This is a genomic window from Parapedobacter lycopersici (assembly GCF_024643285.1).
Taxonomy (GTDB): Bacteria; Bacteroidota; Bacteroidia; order Sphingobacteriales; family Sphingobacteriaceae; genus Parapedobacter; species Parapedobacter lycopersici.
Genome location: NZ_JAMSLW010000005.1, coordinates 114,915 through 133,917, shown reverse-complemented (window position 1 = coordinate 133,917; position 19,003 = coordinate 114,915). Strand labels below are relative to the sequence as shown.

General features: G+C 53.0%; 15 protein-coding genes. 12 read left to right on the top strand and 3 right to left on the bottom strand.

The features are described 5' to 3' along the window. Window positions 1-54 precede the first annotated feature (54 nt). Together NEV57_RS11620 and NEV57_RS11615 are read left to right on the top strand one after the other, a co-directional pair. A complete protein-coding gene (locus NEV57_RS11620) occupies window positions 55-1,017 on the top strand; it encodes a phosphodiester glycosidase family protein (protein ID WP_257658496.1) in 963 nt (320 codons plus the stop codon). A gap of 33 nt (window positions 1,018-1,050) precedes the next feature. Then, window positions 1,051-2,604, top strand: coding sequence for a metallophosphoesterase family protein (locus NEV57_RS11615; protein WP_257658495.1), 1,554 nt, complete (start codon window positions 1,051-1,053; stop codon window positions 2,602-2,604). A gap of 33 nt (window positions 2,605-2,637) precedes the next feature. Here NEV57_RS11615 and NEV57_RS11610 read toward each other — a convergent pair whose 3' ends face one another. Next, window positions 2,638-3,135 carry a RidA family protein gene (locus tag NEV57_RS11610; protein ID WP_257658494.1) on the bottom strand — a complete coding sequence of 166 codons (498 nt, stop codon included), beginning with the start codon at window positions 3,133-3,135 and terminating at the stop codon, window positions 2,638-2,640. A gap of 155 nt (window positions 3,136-3,290) precedes the next feature. On the opposite strand from NEV57_RS11610, the gene NEV57_RS11605 reads away from it, so the two are divergent. Next, window positions 3,291-3,671 carry a co-chaperone GroES gene (locus NEV57_RS11605; protein WP_257658493.1) on the top strand — a complete coding sequence of 127 codons (381 nt, stop codon included), beginning with the start codon at window positions 3,291-3,293 and terminating at the stop codon, window positions 3,669-3,671. Window positions 3,672-3,712: 41 nt separating this feature from the next. Continuing rightward, complete coding sequence (locus tag NEV57_RS11600; protein WP_257658492.1) at window positions 3,713-5,314, top strand: hypothetical protein; 1,602 nt, start codon at window positions 3,713-3,715, stop codon at window positions 5,312-5,314. Window positions 5,315-5,364: 50 nt separating this feature from the next. On the opposite strand, the gene NEV57_RS11595 is transcribed toward NEV57_RS11600, so the two are convergent. After that, window positions 5,365-5,805, bottom strand: a complete 441-nt coding sequence (locus NEV57_RS11595) for a hypothetical protein (protein ID WP_257658491.1) — start codon at window positions 5,803-5,805, stop codon at window positions 5,365-5,367. 131 nt (window positions 5,806-5,936) lie between these two features. Further along, entirely contained in the window at window positions 5,937-6,182 is a 246-nt protein-coding gene (locus NEV57_RS11590) for a KTSC domain-containing protein (RefSeq protein WP_257658490.1), read from the bottom strand. Between the two features lie 507 nt (window positions 6,183-6,689). Between NEV57_RS11590 and NEV57_RS11585 the strand changes: the two genes are divergently transcribed. From NEV57_RS11585 to NEV57_RS11550, 8 genes are all read left to right on the top strand, one after another. After that, the gene (locus tag NEV57_RS11585; RefSeq protein WP_307876434.1) at window positions 6,690-7,943 is read left to right on the top strand and encodes a glycoside hydrolase family 88 protein; all 1,254 of its coding nucleotides are present in this window, start codon (window positions 6,690-6,692) and stop codon (window positions 7,941-7,943) included. 259 nt (window positions 7,944-8,202) lie between these two features. Then, the gene (locus NEV57_RS11580) at window positions 8,203-8,802 is read left to right on the top strand and encodes an RNA polymerase sigma factor (RefSeq protein WP_257658489.1); all 600 of its coding nucleotides are present in this window, start codon (window positions 8,203-8,205) and stop codon (window positions 8,800-8,802) included. Window positions 8,803-8,864: 62 nt separating this feature from the next. Continuing rightward, on the top strand, window positions 8,865-10,052 hold the full coding sequence (locus NEV57_RS11575; RefSeq protein ID WP_257658488.1) for a FecR family protein: 1,188 nt from the start codon (window positions 8,865-8,867) through the stop codon (window positions 10,050-10,052). A gap of 257 nt (window positions 10,053-10,309) precedes the next feature. After that, window positions 10,310-13,687, top strand: coding sequence for a SusC/RagA family TonB-linked outer membrane protein (locus tag NEV57_RS11570; RefSeq protein WP_257658487.1), 3,378 nt, complete (start codon window positions 10,310-10,312; stop codon window positions 13,685-13,687). Between the two features lie 39 nt (window positions 13,688-13,726). After that, window positions 13,727-15,259 (top strand): SusD/RagB family nutrient-binding outer membrane lipoprotein, encoded by a 1,533-nt coding sequence (locus NEV57_RS11565; protein WP_257658486.1) that lies wholly within the window; start codon window positions 13,727-13,729, stop codon window positions 15,257-15,259. A gap of 51 nt (window positions 15,260-15,310) precedes the next feature. After that, window positions 15,311-16,672: an enolase C-terminal domain-like protein gene (locus NEV57_RS11560; RefSeq protein ID WP_257658485.1), complete on the top strand. Its 1,362-nt coding sequence runs from the start codon at window positions 15,311-15,313 to the stop codon at window positions 16,670-16,672. A gap of 469 nt (window positions 16,673-17,141) precedes the next feature. Next, window positions 17,142-17,693, top strand: a complete 552-nt coding sequence (locus NEV57_RS11555) for an RNA polymerase sigma-70 factor (RefSeq protein WP_257658484.1) — start codon at window positions 17,142-17,144, stop codon at window positions 17,691-17,693. 55 nt (window positions 17,694-17,748) lie between these two features. Continuing rightward, on the top strand, window positions 17,749-18,918 hold the full coding sequence (locus NEV57_RS11550) for a FecR family protein (protein ID WP_257658483.1): 1,170 nt from the start codon (window positions 17,749-17,751) through the stop codon (window positions 18,916-18,918). The last annotated feature ends 85 nt before the right edge of the window (window positions 18,919-19,003 follow it).

Here is a 19,003-nt window from a genome sequence, read left to right as displayed (position 1 = left end):
AACCGAAAGGAGGCCCGTGCCGCGTACGGGTCTCCTTTCTCAAAAACACATATCATGCATATACAAATCAAATGGTTGCCGGTTATGGTGCTGGCAGGACTGATCCTGTCCTGTGGCAGTAAGCAGCGTGGACAACATCAGGAAATTTCCGCAACCGACCTCCTTCAGGATACCGTTGGCTGGGCAATCGAAAAGCTGGCAGATGGGTTGGTAAAATACCACTATACGGGGTATGACTCCATCTCTGCGGCTAATCAGAATGTAAATGTGGTGGCGGTCGACCTGGACCTGTACAGGCTTGCGTTTGATGACCAGCGCCCGTCTGACTCACTGTCGTCGATCGTTAAACGCCATCCCGATGCCGTTGCGGCCATCAACGGTACCTATTACGAGATTGCCCGTAATGAAGCCGGCGACTCCGTGGCTTCTTCTTTTTTTAAAACGGACGGCGTGATCAAATCAACGGTCACCATACCGGAAGACCATCAATTGTACTGGAAACATGAAGGCGCGTTCTTCTATGACCCGGCCACAGACACGCTGGGAATTGTTTACGGCAGCAAGGAAAGCTATGAAGCCATGCCCTTTGCCAACGCCCTGTCCGGCTCCCCCATGTTGGTATACGCGGATAATCCCGTAGGTGAAACCTTTGCGAAACCCCGTGAGATACCGCTGGACAGCCTGGATTATGAAGATCCCGACCGGCACCAGGGTGTGCGTCACCCGCGGACGGCGGTTGCACTGACCAATTCAGGGTACCTGATGCTGATTGCCGTAGACGGCCGCCGGCCCGAAACGGCGGGTATGTCAGCCAAAGAACTGACCCGGTTTCTGGTGCGTTACTTTGATCCGCAATATGCGCTTAACCTGGACGGCGGCGGCTCCACTACACTGTGGATGAAACAGTCCGATGCACCCAATGGCGTGGTCAATTACCCGACGGATAACAAACAGTATAATCATTACGGTCAGCGGAAAATCCGGAACGCGATTGTCGTGCTGGAAAAAACACAATAATGGATTTTTAACCCCGCTTAATCAAGATTACTTATGTATAAAAAGACAGGTCTTTTAATTCTATGCACGGCACTGTCGGCGGCCTGCTTCGGCCAGTTCCGGGTACTTCCGTATCTGCTCCCGGCCGATGGGGACGGAAGCATCCGGGTCACCTGGTTTACCGAGCAGGGCACACCGGGCCGGCTGGCCTTATGGGAAGCCCAGCAACGGGATACACAGTATTATTCGCCGGCTCCCGTGCGCATTCCGGAACTGGACTATGCGGTATTGGAGGAATCGGAACGCGACAGCTTTCCGGACATGTTCACCAATGCCAGCTGGAAGCATACCCTGCCGCTGCCTGCGCTGAAGCCGGCGACAGCATACCACTACCGCGTAACACAGGGTGATACTACCTACACCAATGTGTTCAAAACCGCCCCGGCAGCGGGCGACAGGCAGCGCATCCGGTTTGTGGCGTTTGCCGATAGCGAAACCGACCCGGAGGGCAGGCATACGTATCGGTCATGGAAGGCCGGAGCCCAGACACCAGGTAGCAGCGGCAGGCCCGCCGATATGCCCGATTACCTGATTACCGAAACGGAAGGTTTCCGGGCAAACCTCCGGGAAATCAAGGCAGAAAAGCCGGATTTCATAGTGCTGTCCGGTGATATTGTGCAGGGCGGGGGTTACCAGCGGGCCTGGGACGAGTTCTTTTTCCACACCGCGGGTAAGTTTGACGACCCCCTCGGTGCCATCCCGCTGTTGCCGGCTATCGGTAACTGGGAGAATTTCGGTGCCCGTGTCGGAGGCTACGAACCTTGGGCTGTGCAGCTTTCGCGGGCGAAATACAAGGCCTATTTTTCGCTCCCGTCCAACGCTCACCCGGATTACCACGACACTTACTACCGGGTGGATTACGGACCGGTGACCATCATCACACTCGATTCGTCCAATGGACTGCCCGACAGCACGGACAGCGATACGAACATCAATATCAGTGCATCGACTTATCCTGGAAATGACCTGCCCGACTTCAACCCGGGGTCCGACCAATGGAACTGGGCAAAGGCACAGCTGAAGGCCGCTCATGAGGCCGGACAGGTTATTTTTGTGCAGTTTCACCACATTCCATACTCCAGTGGCGGACACATTCTGCCGTTAACCGCTAAGAATAGCTCAGGCCAGGCTGGCGTACCTATGCGCGCATATACGCCCATGTTTAAGCAATACGGGGTTACCGCAGTACTTTGCGGGCACAACGAATCGCTGGAACACTCCGTGGTCGATGGTATCCATTTCTGGGATACTGGCATCGCAGGCGACGGACTGGGGTATTCGCTGGATGACGTTGACCCGCGCAGGAAAAACGAATACCGGGCCTGGGTGGCGCATGCTGATGCACCCGAACATTGGGAAGGCCGGCAATTGGTGTCGGGTGGTAAACACTACGGTCACCTGCTTATCGACGTCGTGCCGGAAGGTGACAACGGTTACCGGATCACAATGACCCCGCGTTATATTTTCCCGGTTACCGACTCCGAAGGCCGTGTCACTGGACTGGAAACGCGGACGTATGATCATGTGATTTCCGTGGAACGGCCCTAACCTGCGGTTGATTAGCGCGGGTGATACCCCGTGCTAATCAACATACGCAATGCAGTCGATCTGTATCAGAATGCCATCCCGCCCCATTTGATCCACGCCTGCGCCACTGTAGGAACGTACCGGTTTCGGGTCGGGGAAAAAGTCGCCGTAAACCTCGTTAAGCGGACCGATATTCTTGTTCGGTTCGGCCAGGGTCATGTGTACCTTCAGTACGTTGGCCATGGAAGAACCGGCATTTTCCAGCAGTTCCTTCATAATGGTGAGGGCACTTTTTACCTGTACCTGGATGTCGCCGGGCTCTTTGCGGCGGGCTTCATACCAGCCGCCGATGCCGCAGATGAACAGCAGGTTGCCCGACCGGATACACGTCGATAATGGGCTGCTTGTCGGGTAGCTCGCCAGCGGGATCGCTTCCTTTTTGGGCGTCCATGCTTGCTTTGCGGGTGCCGCTGTAGCTTTTTCGGGCGTTGCCGCCGCTACCCCCACCAGGGGAAGCACCGTTAAACTTTTAAGAATTTCTCTACGTTTCATGCGTTATCGGTTAGTTAATAATTGATTTTTGTTTTGTGCTGCTAAGATAACAAAGCTTTTATTGTGCCGCTATGCGGATCGTTAAATGTCATTATGACACAATTGTCAGTTCTGCACAGCTTTTGCTGGTACTCCCACAAAACATTTTCACTATCATGACTATTCATTTGACACAGGAAAATAAGTTAAAAAAACTGATTGTCGTCGGCGACCGGGTATTGATCAAGCCCACGACGCCGAACGAACGGACGGAAAGCGGCCTGTATCTGCCGCCGGGCGTGCAGGAGAAGGAAAAAGTACAATGGGGTTATATTATGAAAACGGGTCCGGGATATGCGATCCCCGTACCCGTGGAAGATGAGGATACGTGGAAACCCCGGGAGGAGCGCGTCAAATACATTCCGCTGCAGGCCAGAGAGGGCGATCTGGCCATTTTTCACGTCGGTGCATCCACGGAAATCCAATACCAGGGAGAAAAATATTATATTGTACCACAAAGCGCCATCCTCATGCTGGAGCGGGAGGAGGAGCTCTGATTGACCCAGCGTTTGGGCGCTTCCGGTAATCTTTACGAACGATGTCGCAACATGCAATTGAAGGTCTGATCGAAGATACGGTATACCTGCTGGACAACGCGGACTTGCCGGCAACCGATAAGCGGGATTATTTCCGGCAGCTTTATCGTATTCAGGCATTTTTTGATACGGGATATACACACTTCCGCGTAATTGGCATCCTGTTGAAATATCATTTTCTATACCGTATCCCCGTGGAACATCATCCGGATTACAGCCAACGCCGCCTTTATTTCCAACGGCTGGAGGCTCCGGGGTGGCTGCCTGATAACGAAAAAGACGGTGCAGTTTATTTACAGGAAGAAGAAGGCCGGCGCTGGCTTTATTTCGATGCCGGAGATCCGTTTTGGCGACGATTATGCGCATTGGGGATATTGTCGGAAAGCGACTGCCGCATGCCCTACGATGTCGGTCTTCCGGACTTAATACGCACCATACTGGAGGAAGCTGCAATACAGGGAAAACAAGAACTGCTGCGCGATTGGTATGGGCTTATGGTAAGGAGCTATATCGAACGAATCTTTGATGAAAAAGAAGGATTCCCCTCCACGTTCGGGGAGCTGGCAGTACACGAAACACTGTTGGCCATCCGCAACATTGCGCAGCAGCAGGCCGTCAGGAGACACGGGCATGTAGACGAAGACCTCATGTTGCCCAGCCTGCGCGAGGAGACGGCGCTGGCTAATGACGTGGATTCGGAATATGCCGCCCGGTTCTTTTTAGCATTGAAGCAGTCCACCGACTCCCTTCAGAAGGCCTATGAAAAGGCCATCCGGGAGGTGGAAAAGGCAAAGGAAAAAGCCGAACGGTCAAAAGCCGAGGGCCGCAGCCTGCTGTACGATCTTGCTGCAACAAGGGTAGGAGGCTGGCTGGCCGAAAAGGGCTGGCAGTATGTGGAACAGCCCGGCGAGGATATTTTGCTTTGGTATCGCGATGTGCCTGCGGGGCGTCAGGTCACCTGGCTACAGGTAGACATCCAGGAGAAACTGCTTCGCTGCCAGCAGGGGATGCAACACCCGCTGCTGCTGGCATGGCAAAAACGTGCCCCGGGCACGGAGATCCACCTGCTGCACTTTTACCAGAACGTGCAGGTATCACTTCCGGATAGCTGGATCGACGGCAATAAACACCTGCATTTTATGGGGGGCTGGAAATTTGATGTCAGCCAGTCAAAAAAAACACTGGAAGGGCGTATTGACAACCTCGTAGCGGCGCTGGACTTGGTAGGCGACCATTATTTCGATTACATAACCGCGCAGTTTCCGGTCCGCTTTTTCGAGCGGGACCCCGAACACCTGCTGCACCTGATTACCGAGGGCGATGACGAAACCGGGATGATCCCCGATTACGCGTTGTTCGACAGCCCGTATTCCGTACTATTTGCATTCGCCATCCATGAAGCCCAAAAGGGCAATAAGGAACGTGTAGCATGGTGTATCGAACAGGTGGCTGCGGTGTTTGCCGAAAGGCCGGTCAAATCGCCCTATATTATTCAGTATGTGGAACCGTTCCTGGCCGAATGGGAAATTACCGGAGCTGAAACAACATTGCCGCCGCTGTACCACTTTGAACTGCACCGGTACCTGGCCGCGACGACTAGTTAACCGCGCAGGCTCCGCTGTCCATAAGACGTTGGTGTCGTCTGCCACCTTGGTCAGAATAGCAGGGAAAGTTCGGCGGGGGCAGTCAAGGCTGAAAACCCATTACCCCACATCGATATATGTAAAAAAGTCTGGCCGGTCTGCTTGTGCTGAGCCAGGGTGAACCGGCCGTCACTTTCCGAAAACCAGGTGTATATGCGCCACCTGCTTTGTTGCGGGTTCTGTTTATCTGCGATCTGCTTCCCTGCGTAAGGAAGGACATGATTGCCTATCCACACGCGGTTTTGCTCCAGGTCAATCCTTACCGACTCCAGGAGGGGTAATTTCCCATCGGCCCAAAATCGAAAAAAACGACCGTCACTGGCGATGGAAAAATCCACACGGCCGCTTCCAGGGCGCGAGGTGTACTGCGCGGGCGGATGCATGATTTCTCCCGGGAGGACATCGGCGGTGATGTCCCCTTCGGGCAGCATGCTGACGATCGCTGTGCGCATATCGTCCGGTGGATAGCCATTGACCCGCGGGGAATACAATGTAACGATAAACAATAAGCAGCACTGCAGTGCATAGGGTGGTTTTATGCAAGTCTTGCCGGTTCGCATGCTTCAAAAATAACACAAAAATATTACCCTTTGGCTATCCGTTCAAAAGGATAGCGGCTAATGATATACCGGTTTAGGTAGCGGCCTTTTGAGCGTGCAATCCGAAACCCCGTGTAAACATCCTCCGGGACACCGTAATAGCGGGACACCGCTCCGGATTGGAAGGTGATGGTTAATTGCTCATCACCATGGTTGTAATTAATCTGCTTAATAACGCTGGAAGGCATAATTTGATCGCGCCGGGCCCTTTCCCGATTGAGCCGTGACATTGATTATTTATGATAAACAACGGGTGGTGCCGATTGTTGGCGTAATTTGATAAGCATACCTGGTCAATCACCGACCGGTGGTGCAGACAGCATGCTGCCGGCTTCGGGGCCTGTTCGAGGGTGCTTCGGGACTTCCTTGGCCATTGTTCGGGGAGACTTCCGGAAGTCTTCGTAGCGCAATGCATTGCACACCGAGCATCCCCGAAGCACGCCCGAAGCGGAGTCGAAGGACGCTCGAACAAGTCCCGAAGAGTCCTCGAACAAGTCTCGAAGCGCCCTCGAACAGGCCCCGAAGAACCTCCGAACGGCTCCCGAAGCATACCCGAACCATTTTGGCCTATCCGATACGGCATTGGTTTTCGGCTATGCGTTTTAGCGGCAGGTTTCAATTCCGAAGCCGGCTATAGCGGTGGACGATGCCCGGAAGATCGCAAAAAAAGATATATTTGTGTTGCTGACCGGCGCAGCGCCGGTCGCGGACTAACCTGTTACGATAAACCGAAGACAATGATGAACCGATTCCATCGTGCAAAAGCGACTGCCCTTATTCCGGTAATGGTATCGCTGATCGTCGCCTGCCAGCAGCCGGCGGCAACTCCCCCGCTTACCCTGACCGCCGGATTCATAGATAGCAATCTGAACGATGCCGTGGCGCAGATCAAGGTATTGGCCGGACATGTGCCTGCCGACTCCCTGCCGCGCACGTACCAGCACAACACGAGTGTAAGTTCCAATACATCGTGGTGGACTTCCGGTTTTTATCCGGGATCCCTGCTTTACCTGTATGAGTATTCCGGCGATACACAGCTGTTTGACCTGGCAAAGGAAAAGCTCGCTCTCCTTGAAAAGGAGAAGGACAATACCGGCACGCACGACCTGGGGTTCATGCTGTATTGCAGTTTTGGAAATGCCCTGCGGATCACCGGCGATACGTCGGCCTACCGGGACATCCTGCTGACCGGCGCGGAGTCGTTGAGCACGCGGTTTAACCCGGCAACGCAGACCATCCGCTCCTGGGAGGGCTGGCATTTCCCGGTCATCATCGACAACATGATGAACCTGGAGTTTCTCACGCAGGCGTCATCCGAGCTGGACGGCGACCCGAAATATTACGATATTGCCGTGATACACGCCAACACGACCATGAAAAACCATTACCGTCCCGACCACAGTGCATACCATGTGATCGACTACAATCCGGAGAACGGGGAGATCATCGGCCGGAAAACAGCCCAGGGCGCTTTTGATGAATCGGCATGGGCCCGGGGCCAGGCCTGGGGGCTGTACGGCTACGTGATGATGTACCGGCAGACATCGGATACGGTTTACCTGGATTTTGCCCGGGATATTGCCTCCTTCCTGTTCGGTCATCGCAACATGCCCGAAGACGGTGTGCCTTACTGGGATTTCGATGCGCCGGATTTACCGGCAGACAGTTCGTATGCCGGACAGTACAAAACGATGCGTGACGCCTCATCAGCCGCCATTTTGGCTTCGGCGTTGCTGGAGTTAAGTACCTATACCGGGGGCGAAGAGCAGGCGGGGTATCTCCGGAAGGCGGAGAACATCCTGCGGAGCCTGTCGACGGCGCCTTATAAGGCGGCCCTCGGGACAAATGGTGGGTTTATCCTGAAACACAGCGTAGGCTCCATCCCGCATGGCAGTGAAATCGATGTGCCGCTGACGTATGCCGATTATTATTATATTGAGGCGCTGTTGCGATACAGCAGGCTGCTGGAACATAAACCCGTATTGGGATAAGCCGGCGGACCCCACGGATTTGGTGGGCGGTAACAAAATGGCGGGGATAGCCGGCGGAATCGGCTACCGGTGAAGTTTACCTTGGATTTTTCCGATAATCTTCTGAATTTTGTGTTTGTCGATGGAATTCGATTTTGGGCTGTCGACGAAATAAAACCAATTGGCATACGGTGCCTATGTTAACCTTAAGTGGCCGCCGCTGAATAACAGACTGCATCTGGAGGTTGCTGAACCTGTATTTTAAATATAGGGATACCATATGGACAAAGTGAACAACGAGGAGGAAAAGCTGCTGATCAGCAACCTGAAGGGGGGCGATGAGCACGCTTTTACGGTATTGTACAATAAATATAGCCCGGCTATCTACGTTAACATCCTGAAATTAGTAAAAGCGGAGGAGGTTGCATTGGATGTGCTGCAGGAGCTTTTTATTAAAATATGGAATCACCGCGAATCCATTGATCCGGATAAGGACTTCCGGGCTTATTTATTCCGTATCACCTATAACCAGATCCGGGATTTCTTCCGCAAAGCGGCGCGGGACAGGCAATTGACCGACCGGTTGGTAGCGCTTACCACGGAGGGCTACGAGCACATCGAACGGCTGCTCCAGCAAAAGGAAACTGCGGCCATACTGGACCGGGCTATTGATGCGCTGCCCACGCAGCAACGGCGTATTTTTATCCTCTGCCGAGTAGAAGGCCGGAGTTATGAAGAGGTTGCCACGATGCTGGAGCTTTCCATCGCCACCATTGGAAACCAACTTTCCAAGGCAACAAAAAATATCCGTAGCCAACTCAATACGAGAGACTTAAGTTACCTGTTTGCCCTCGGTATTGTGGGTTATACCCTGGCATAAATCATTTTTTTCATTTTGGTGTGGTAGGATTTTTCCGTCCGGACGTATTACCAGTATAACCAATGGAAAAACCAACGCATATCAGCAAGTTGCTGGATCGGTACATTAGCAATACGGCTTCTCCGGAAGAAGTACGGCAGCTGATTGCCTATTTTCAGGAAGGAAACGAAACGGAAACGGACGTGCTCAACCTGATGCGGCAGCGCCTTGCGGACCCGCTGGAATCGACGGAAGCCCTTTCGCCGGAGGTCCAACGGGTATTAGCGGAGTCATTGCAAAAAATCAGGCAGCGCATTCACGGACATTCGCCGGCGGTGCCCGCGCATCCGGTGCGCCGGTTATCCAAAGGGGCAATACTTGCTGCGGCATCCATATTGCTCGCATTTACCGTGGGTATTGGCTGGTTCTATTACACCGCAGGCGAAAGGCAGGCGAACACGGCGTTGGTTAGCGCTTATGGCGGCGATGTCCCGGCTGGCGGCGACCGTGCCACACTGACCCTGTCTGATGGCCGGGTGGTGATGCTGAACAGCAACAAAAAGGGGGTGGTAATCGGCGACGACCTCACCTATAACGACGGTACATCGCTGACGGATGTGGAGGGAAAGGGCGAACTGCCGGCGGTCACGGAACTGACACTGACCACGCCCCGCGGCGGGCAATACCAGACGACCCTCTCCGACGGCACCAAAGTATGGCTCAACGCCGGTTCCTCGTTACGCTATCCAATGCATTTTCCTGCGGATAAGCGCGTAGTGATGCTGGAGGGTGAGGCCTTTTTTGATGTTTCCCACGATGCCGGCCGGCCGTTTACCGTGCAGGTGAACGACACGGAAATCGAAGTGCTGGGCACCCAGTTTAACGTAAACTCGTATAACAGCGTTACTGCTACGCTGGTGGAAGGTTCGGTGAAAATCGCCAATAATACCGGCCAACGGTTACTCAAGCCCGGACAGGAGGCACACGTTGGGGAAAGCATTACCGTGCAGGCAGCAGACCTTGATAAAGTAACGGCCTGGAAAAATGGATATTTCCATTTTAAAGATGATAACATGATGGAAATCATGGATCAGGTGGCGCGGTGGTACGATGTGGAGGTAACCTATAAAGGTACGGCACCGGGCAATAAGGGCTATAACGGAAGGATCCGCCGGGAAGTGAATTTATCCAGCGTGCTGGAGATGCTCACCTACGTGAGCCGGGCCCGGTTCGAAGTGAAGGACAGGCAGGTTACAGTAACATTTGAATAAACCAATTTTTTAACCAAATATGATAAACGATGAGTGAATTTTACCATTACCCCAAGTAGGTGCCGGGCACCTGTAGTAGACTTATAAAAAACGGGAGTGTTAGTGGCACCCCCGATGGTTAAGGCTAACCCAATAATCGTGTTGACAACAAACTATTAATTAACCTTAATTTCCACAAAAGTATGAATTACTTTTCTTTTGGCAAAAGGCCGAAGGGGGACCCTCGTCTTTCGGTTTTACAAAAAATAATGCTAACCATGAAAATAACTTTTTTTATGCTGTTGGTATTGGTGACTGGTGTACATGCCGAGGGTATGGCACAGAAGGTCACGCTTTCCCTGAAAAATGAAAAAATAGAACGGCTTTTCTCCGAAATTACCAAACAAACGAACATTCAGTTCTTGTACAGTAATGAGGTATTGCAGAAAGCACAGCCGGTAAGCATCCAGGTGCGCAATGCCGATGTCAACGATGTGCTGCGGGAAGTGATTGCCCGGCAGAACATGACCTACCGCGTGATTGAAGGCACCGTGACCGTTAATGTAAAGGCACAGCCGGTCAGCGCCCGGTCGGCACCACTGCCGGTCCTGCAGGAAGATATCCAGGTGACAGGCACGGTAACCGGTCCGGACGGCACGCCGTTGCAGGGAGCAACCGTTAACCTCCGCGGCACGCAGCGCGGCACCACGACCGATGCGCAGGGGCGGTTTTTGCTAACCGTACCCCCGCAGGGTACCCTGGTATTCTCGTTCATCGGCCACCTTTCCCAGGATGTGGCGGTCAACGGCCGGACGACACTTAACATTACCCTTGCGGAAGACGCGCAGTCGCTTGGCGAGGTAGTGGTTACGGCGCTGGGGATTGAGCGGTCAGCCAAGAGCCTGGGGTACTCCACGGTACAGGTAGCTCATGAGCAGCTGACCGAAAACCGCACGAATACGACGATGGGTGCGTTGCAGGGAAAGGTCAGCGGGGTGAACATCACTACCCTGGGTACCGGCCCGCAGGGCTCCACACGGATCCGGATACGCGGCAATTCATCATTTACAGGCACCAACACGCCACTGATTGTGGTTAATGGCGTACCGATCGACAATAGCCGGTTCGGAGGCCAGGGGCTGAATAACTCGGATGGCGGTGATGGTTTTTCCAGTATCAATGCCGACGATATCGAGTCGATGACCGTATTGAAGGGTGCGGCGGCGGCGGCACTGTACGGCTCCAGGGCAAAAGACGGGGTCGTCATGATCACCACCAAGCTCAAAGGCGAAGGGCGCGGTATCGGCATAACGTATAACGTGAACTATACCATGGACACGCCACTGGATTTTACCGATTTTCAGTATGAGTATGGGCAGGGCGAACGTGGTGTCCGGCCTACGGAGCCTTTTCCCACTTCAGGCATCTGGAGCTTCGGGGAGAAAATAGAACCCGGGATGACGCAGGTGCTCTTCGATGGCGTGGAAGTGCCTTATGAGCCTGTCCGCGACCGTATCCGGAAGTTTTACGATACCGGCCAGAACATCACCAATTCACTGGCGCTTTCCAATGGCGGTGAAAACGGCGGTTTTAACCTGTCGCTTTCCAATACCGATAACAAGAGTATTGTGCCCAACTCCGATTTTAACCGCCGGACCGTAAACCTGGGTTTTACGCAGACCATCTTCAAAAAACTGACCGTACAGGGCAATGTAAATTACTCCAACGAATATAACCGGAATCCGGCACAGGTAGGCGGACAGGAGTTCTCTACCCCGAGTTCCGTATTAACGCTGGCCAACACCATGCCACTCGACCTGCTGAACCAGTACCGGAAGGATGCTGCAGGGAACGAAATCGTATACGCGCGGTTCCTGCCGCGGACCAATCCCTATTTTTCCGTGTATGAAAAGTTCGAGAACATCAAACGCGACCGGTTCATCGGGAACATCCAGCTGAAATATAATTTTACCGATTGGCTGTATCTGCAGGGGCGCATTGCACAGGACTTTTACGTGCGGAACCAGGATTTTAACTACCCAACCGGCTATGCGGCCATTGGTCCGGCGCCTGCGGGATTTGTAAACGGTTCCTATTTTAAGAACAACCGGAGGTTCCGCGAGCGGAACTACGATTTTCTGCTCGGGGCCAACCGTAAATTCGGTGACTTCGGGGTCGACATTACCCTGGGCGGCAACCAGATGTACCGGCGCTTCGATCAGGAAAACCAATCGGTGCAGGATTTTATTGAACGCGGTTTGTATACCATCATGAACGGACGGGTAAAAAGCTCGGATTACAGCGTCAGTGAACGGAAGGTGAACTCGCTTTACGGTGCCGCGGAAGTATCTTTCCGGGATTATCTTTTCCTGAACGTAACAGCCCGCAACGATTGGTTCTCTACCCTCGCGCCGGGCAGCCGCAGTATCCTGTACCCGTCCGCAACGGGTAGTTTCGTATTCACGGATGCATTGGATGGTATGCCCGAGTGGCTGACCTTCGGTAAACTGCGGCTGGCCTATGCTGAAGTAGGTGATGATAACGTAGATCCGTATTCCAACGCGCTGTATTACCAGGTCAACAATAACCTGTTTCCGAATCCGCAGGGCAGCATGATTCCGGTTGGCGGAATCAATACCAATACCATTCCGAACGGACTGTTGCGCCCGCTGCGGGTTTCCGAAATGGAAGTCGGTCTGGAACTGCGGTTATTCAATAATATCCTGGGCCTGGACGTGGCTTATTACCACAAAATATCGCGCGACCAGATTGTTTCGGCCCAGATATCCAATACCACCGGCTATACGGCGCAGCTGATCAATGTCGGAAGAAGCATGAACCGCGGGGTGGAAACGGCCGTAAATGTGACTCCGGTACGGACCGGCTCATTTACGTGGGACATCAATGCCAACTTATCTTATAATACATCCAAGGTATTGCAGCTGGGGCTTACCGACGAGGACGACATGATTACCGTCGGCGGGATCCGGCAGGTAGTGGGCATGCCCATGGGCCAGATCTACGAATACATGTACCTGCGGGATGAACAGGGACGGCAGATTTTCGATGAAAACAGCGGCTTTCCGCTGCGGACAGCCGAGATGGTTAACGTAGGTACCAACCAGCCGTCGTTCTTCGGTGGCATCACCAACATGTTCAATTATAAAGGGGTCAGCCTTTCGGCGCTGATCGATTTCAAGCTGGGCAAAAACTACATCATCAGCGGCGGATCTAACCGCAACTACTGGCGGCACGGGCTGCACAAAGGAACCCTGCCGGGCCGTGATGTGGGTTATGTTGTCGGCAACGGCGTGAATCCGGACGGAGGCGTCAATGAGACGCAGGCCGAGGTACAGCCGTATTACGAATCCATCACTTCACAGAATATTTATGAACCCTTCATCTACAATGCCGGCTTCTGGAAACTCCGGCAGGTGAGCCTGGGCTATGACTTCACCAGGTACCTGCCGAGCACATTTTTCGTGAAAGGAATCCGGCTGAACGTGGTAGCCAATAATGTTGCCGTACTGAAAAAATGGACGGAGAATATGGACCCGGAAGAACTTTACGACTATGGGGGCAACAGCGCCGGATCCGGCTGGTCAAGCTTGCCGCTGACCCGGAGTGTCGGGTTCAACCTGAATGTGAAGTTTTGAGCAGCACCTGATTAATGATCATTTTTAATTAAAGGAAATATGAAAAGATATATCATACTGGTATTGATAGCCGTGGTCACGGTGGCGGGATGCGACCGGGGCTTTGACGAGCTGAATACCAATAAAATTGACCCGACGTCTTTGGACCCCGTCTTTGTGTTGAACCGGGCGGTGGTGGATATCACGTTTACCTCTACCGCGAATACGCAGGCGATGCTTTGTTATAACTTCCCCATCGTGCAGCAGATCCTTACGCCGTTCGGCAGCTCGCTGACGGGGGGAAACTACAATCAGCTGCACCGGGAGAATGCCACCCGTTTGTGGAACTATTACTACCCGAATATTGTGAAGCAGATCGTCGATGTGGTGGAGCGCACGCGTGATGTGCCCGAACAGCACAACCTGCATCAATTTGCGCGGATATGGAAGGCATACGTATTCATGGCGCTTACCGATACATATGGCGATATTCCCTATTTCGAGGCTGGCAAGGGGTATACGGAAGGGGTAAGGGCGCCGGTATACGACGCGCAGGAGGCCGTCTATCAGGATATCCTGAAGGAGTTGGAAGAGGCTTCCAGTGGCCTGGACGAATCGGCCCCGGTGGTGACCAGCGATATTCTCTACGGCGGCAACCTGGCTCAATGGAAGCGCTTCGGCTTTTCCCTGATGCTTCGGGCGGCCATGCGGCTAACCAAAGTGGACCCGGCAACGGCAGAAACCTACGTGGGGAAAGCGGTGGCCGGCGGATTGATGGAGTCCAACGCCGATAACGCCAAGAACAGGCATTCATCGCTGTACATCAACTGGATGGGTGAACAGCTCTCGGGCCGTGAAAAAGCCAACTTCTATTTGGCTGAACCCTTTGTCGATTATTTGCTGGCAAATGACGATCCCCGGCTGCCGGTGTATGCAATCCGGTACGTGGGCGCGCAGAACGGCACGCAACAGACCGCATCCCGCGCAACATCCGATCCGGACATGCAGATCGGCATGCCATTCGGTTACAATGATGTGAGCATTGTAGCGACCTATGAGGAGAACGGCGTAGCAAGCCTGTGGGACTATTCGCAGGCGAACCAGACTACGGTAGTTACCCAGACAGCACCGGAGTATTTCGTTACCTACGCGCAGACGCAGCTGCTGCTCGCTGAGGCTATCGTAAGGGGATGGGCGACGGGGGATGCCGCGACCGTGTTTGAAAATGGTATCCGGGCTAATCTGGAACAGATGGCCGAATACGGTCCGGGGGGCGTTATCGATGGCAGTGCCATTGAAGCCTATCTGGCCGCACACCCCCTGGATATGGCCAATGCGCTGGAGCAGATCAATACCCAGTATTGGGTGGCCTCTTTCCTGAATGGCAACGAGCTGTTCGCGAATTTCCGCAGGAGCGGCTACCCCAGCCTGACCCCCAATCCCTATCCCGGTTCGGAAATTACCGGCAACTTCATCCGCCGGCTGGTATACCCCGATTCAGAATATGTGGTCAATGGTGAGCATGTAGCAGAAGCCAATGCGCGCCAGGGAGCGGATGACCTCAATACAAGAGTGTGGTGGGACACCGAATAACCATGCAGCAGAACACGTATATCATTAACTACATTTATTAATAGAAAAACAATGAGCATAACAACAGAAAAAAATGGATTTGACCGTCGCGAGATGGTGAAAATGTTAGGTTTAGGATCGGCTGCCGGTGTGCTTGGCCTCTTTGGAACCCCGGCGGCACGCGCGGCACAACGGGAAACACCCGCCTATGCGCGTGGCATGGCCCCGGTTACCATTACGAATGTAAAGGCCATTGCCACGGCACCGAGCGGTTCGAACCTGATCGTGGTAAAAGTGGAAACCAGCGAACCGGGATTATACGGCCTGGGCTGTGCGACATTTACGCAACGTGCATTTGCGGTGGTTACGGCCATTGATAAATACTTGAATGAATTCTGTGTGGGTAAAGACGTGGATAACATCGAAGACATGTGGCAGTCGGCCTACGTGAGTTCCTACTGGCGGAACGGTCCGGTACTGAATAATGCTTTGAGCGGGCTCGACCAGGCGCTGTGGGACATCAAGGGGAAACGTGCGGGAATGCCGGTGTACCAGCTGCTTGGGGGAAAAACCCGGTTTGCTATCCCTTGCTATACGCACGCCAGCGGTCGCACGGCGGCCGAGGTTGCCGAGAGCGTGCAGGGCTTTATGGACCAAGGATTTAAGTATGTGCGGATTCAGCAGGGCGGCTACGGTGCCGTAGGCAGCACGGAAGACGAGCCTGATTTCCGCAAAGCGGGGTATGGCTATGAGCGCGACTCGTACATGAACCAGCAGCTGTACCTGAAATCGGTGCCCGAAATGTTTGCCACGGTGCGCAAAGCCTGCGGGGAGGAGGTGGAGCTGCTGCACGATATCCACGAACGGGTACAGCCGATGGATGCGATCAACATGATTAAAGAGCTGGAACAATACCGGCCGTTTTTCATTGAGGATCCGTTTTCGCCGGAGAATATGGAATGGTTCGAGCAGCTGCGCGCAAGTACAACCGTTCCGATAGCCATGGGCGAGTTGTTCAACAACATCAACGAGTTTAAGCTTCCGATTGTGAACCGGTGGTTCGATTACATCCGGATCCACGTGTCGCAGATCGGTGGTATTACGCCGGCGATGAAGGTTGCCCGGCTGGGCGAATGGTTCAATGTGCGGACCGCGTGGCACGGGCCGGGCGATGTTTCGCCGGTTGGCCATTCGGCACATGCCCATATGGATATGGCGATCTGGAATTTCGGCATTCAGGAAGCCGGCCGCTTCTCCGATAAACTGCAGGAAGTATTCCCCGGCTGCCCGACGATGGACAACGGCTATATGTCGGTAAACGAGGTGCCGGGCATTGGCGTGGATATCAATGAAAAAGAAGCTGCAAAATACCCGATCCATACGCGGTCGAACTGGCAGGTGCGGAAAGCGGACGGTACGATTATCCGTCCGTAACCGGCGATACCAGTCGCAACAGCAATTAGTTAGTAGTTAGTTAAAGTTGCCCAAGAGCGGCATACCGGTTCCGGTGTGTCGCTCTTTTTTTATCCGGTGTTCCGGCTACATAAATACCAAGCCGTCTTTGTGCTTTTTCAGGTCCCCCCGGACAGCCCCTGAACCGTCTTTATATAACATTCTTGTTATCATATCGCCATTTTGCAATCGATTGCGTGCTAATTTTTGCCTATAGGACGGTTTTCGATGAATCGGACTGGAAGCCGGAGGCGAACTTTTTGGATTTATCAATTTTAATATTAATATTTGATTCACCAATTATCACCTTATCGGAAAACTATTGAGGGAATGCAGACCCTGTGCATAGGCGTGTCCTATGCAGCTGGATTTGGTTTGGATACGTTCATCGGGCAGGCCTTAACTCATAAACAGTTCCGGGACAATCAGCTACTAATTAAAAAACAGTTACATGAAAGAAGTTTACCTATTCTCGGCAGACAAATTATTCCGGAAGTATTACGCCCGGTTATGTCATTTCGCCTGGCAGCTGTTGGGGGATGAGGTGATGGCTGAGGATATTGTGCAGGATGCATTTGCTGCATTCCTCGAGCGCCGGCATATGGTGGCAGATAAGGATGCTGCCATAAAAAGTTACCTGTATACATCCATACGAAATGCCTGCCACAATGTGGGGAGGGACGCTAAAATCGAAGAACGATACTTCCGGCTTAACCCCCAGGTCATGGAAGAGGAATCGACCGTGATTAACAAAATGATCCGCTCGGAGGTAATGAATGAGGTATATATGGTAATTACCGCAATGCCAAAGGGGTGCCAGCGGATTTTTCGCCTGGGATACCTGGAAGGCTGGAGCAATGCGAAAATTGCAGAGAAATTGCAAGTAAGCATCAATACGGTTAAGACGCAAAAACAACGGGGTCTCAAACTGTTGAAAGGTAGGATCGGTCCGGAATTGCTGGGGGCTGTCCTGCTGTGTTTCATTAAATTCGGGGTTGCTTAAGCTTGCCTCAATTCTTTTGTCACTCTTTTTCATATGATCTGTGTCCTTATTTTAGATGAGCAGTAATCCGTACCATATTGCCGACCTAATCAATAAACACCTAACCGGTACCCTTACTGTACAGGAAGAGGAGGTATTGGAACAGTGGATTGCAGCAAACGAGGAAAACAGGGCGGCGTTTGAAGCGATCCAGAGTGATACGCAAGCCCGGATCGATATGGATTTTTTTGCCCGCCTTGATATGGAACAAGCCTGGGAGAAGATCGCCCGGCGTCCGGAAAAGGAGACCGGGACTGGCCATGCGCTCCGGCGCTTGGGCATTGCGGTAGCCGCAGTCGTTTTTTTGGCCGTAGTCGGAGGATGGTGGTATGGCACAACGCCGAAAACGGACGCCCCGGAAGTGGCAACGGCCAATGTTACGGGAAACGATGTGATGCCCGGCAGCCAGCAAGCGGTATTGAAGCTGTCGGATGGGCGTACCATTGATTTAGCGGCCGGTGCAAACGCTGTAAAAGAGCGCGACGGTACAACCATCACAACCGCAACCGGCGAGCTGACGTATGTGAACCGGCAGCAGCCGGATGAAACAGCATCCATGGAGTTGCTGTATAATGAGTTGCGTGTTCCCAAGGCGGGGATGTATAACCTCACGCTGTCCGACGGCACCAGTGTTTGGCTGAATGCCATGTCTGAACTACGATTCCCGACCCGGTTCGGAAACACGGACCGCAAGGTGTTTCTGAAAGGCGAGGCATATTTTGAAGTGGCGCCGGATGCCAGCCGGCCATTTAAGGTGGAAGCGAACGGCACAGTAGTGGAGGTATTGGGCACGCATTTCAATATCAATTCCTATAACGCGGTTACAACAACTGTTGTAGAAGGGTCAGTGAAAGTGATACACGCCGAAAAATCCGAATTGCTGAAACCGGGCCAGCAGGCACGGGTGACGGGGGACATTGTGGTGGAACCAGCCGATATGAGAAAAGCGATTGCCTGGAAAAACGGGGATTTTTATTTCAGGAGCGACGGGATTGTCGACATTATGCAACAGTTGGCACGCTGGTATGACCTCTCCGTGGTATATGTGGGCGATGTCCCTTACCACAAAGGATACAACGGTAACATCAGCCGGGATGTCAACTTATCAGAAGTGCTTGATATATTGGGTTTTGCCACACGGGCTACATTCAAAATCGAAGAGCGGAAAGTGACTGTACAATTTTAACAACTAACAATAGAACCACAAACTAACCAATGCCAATGATGAGACCATTTTATCCCCCCTGAAAGAAATAAAAGCGGGGGTGTTC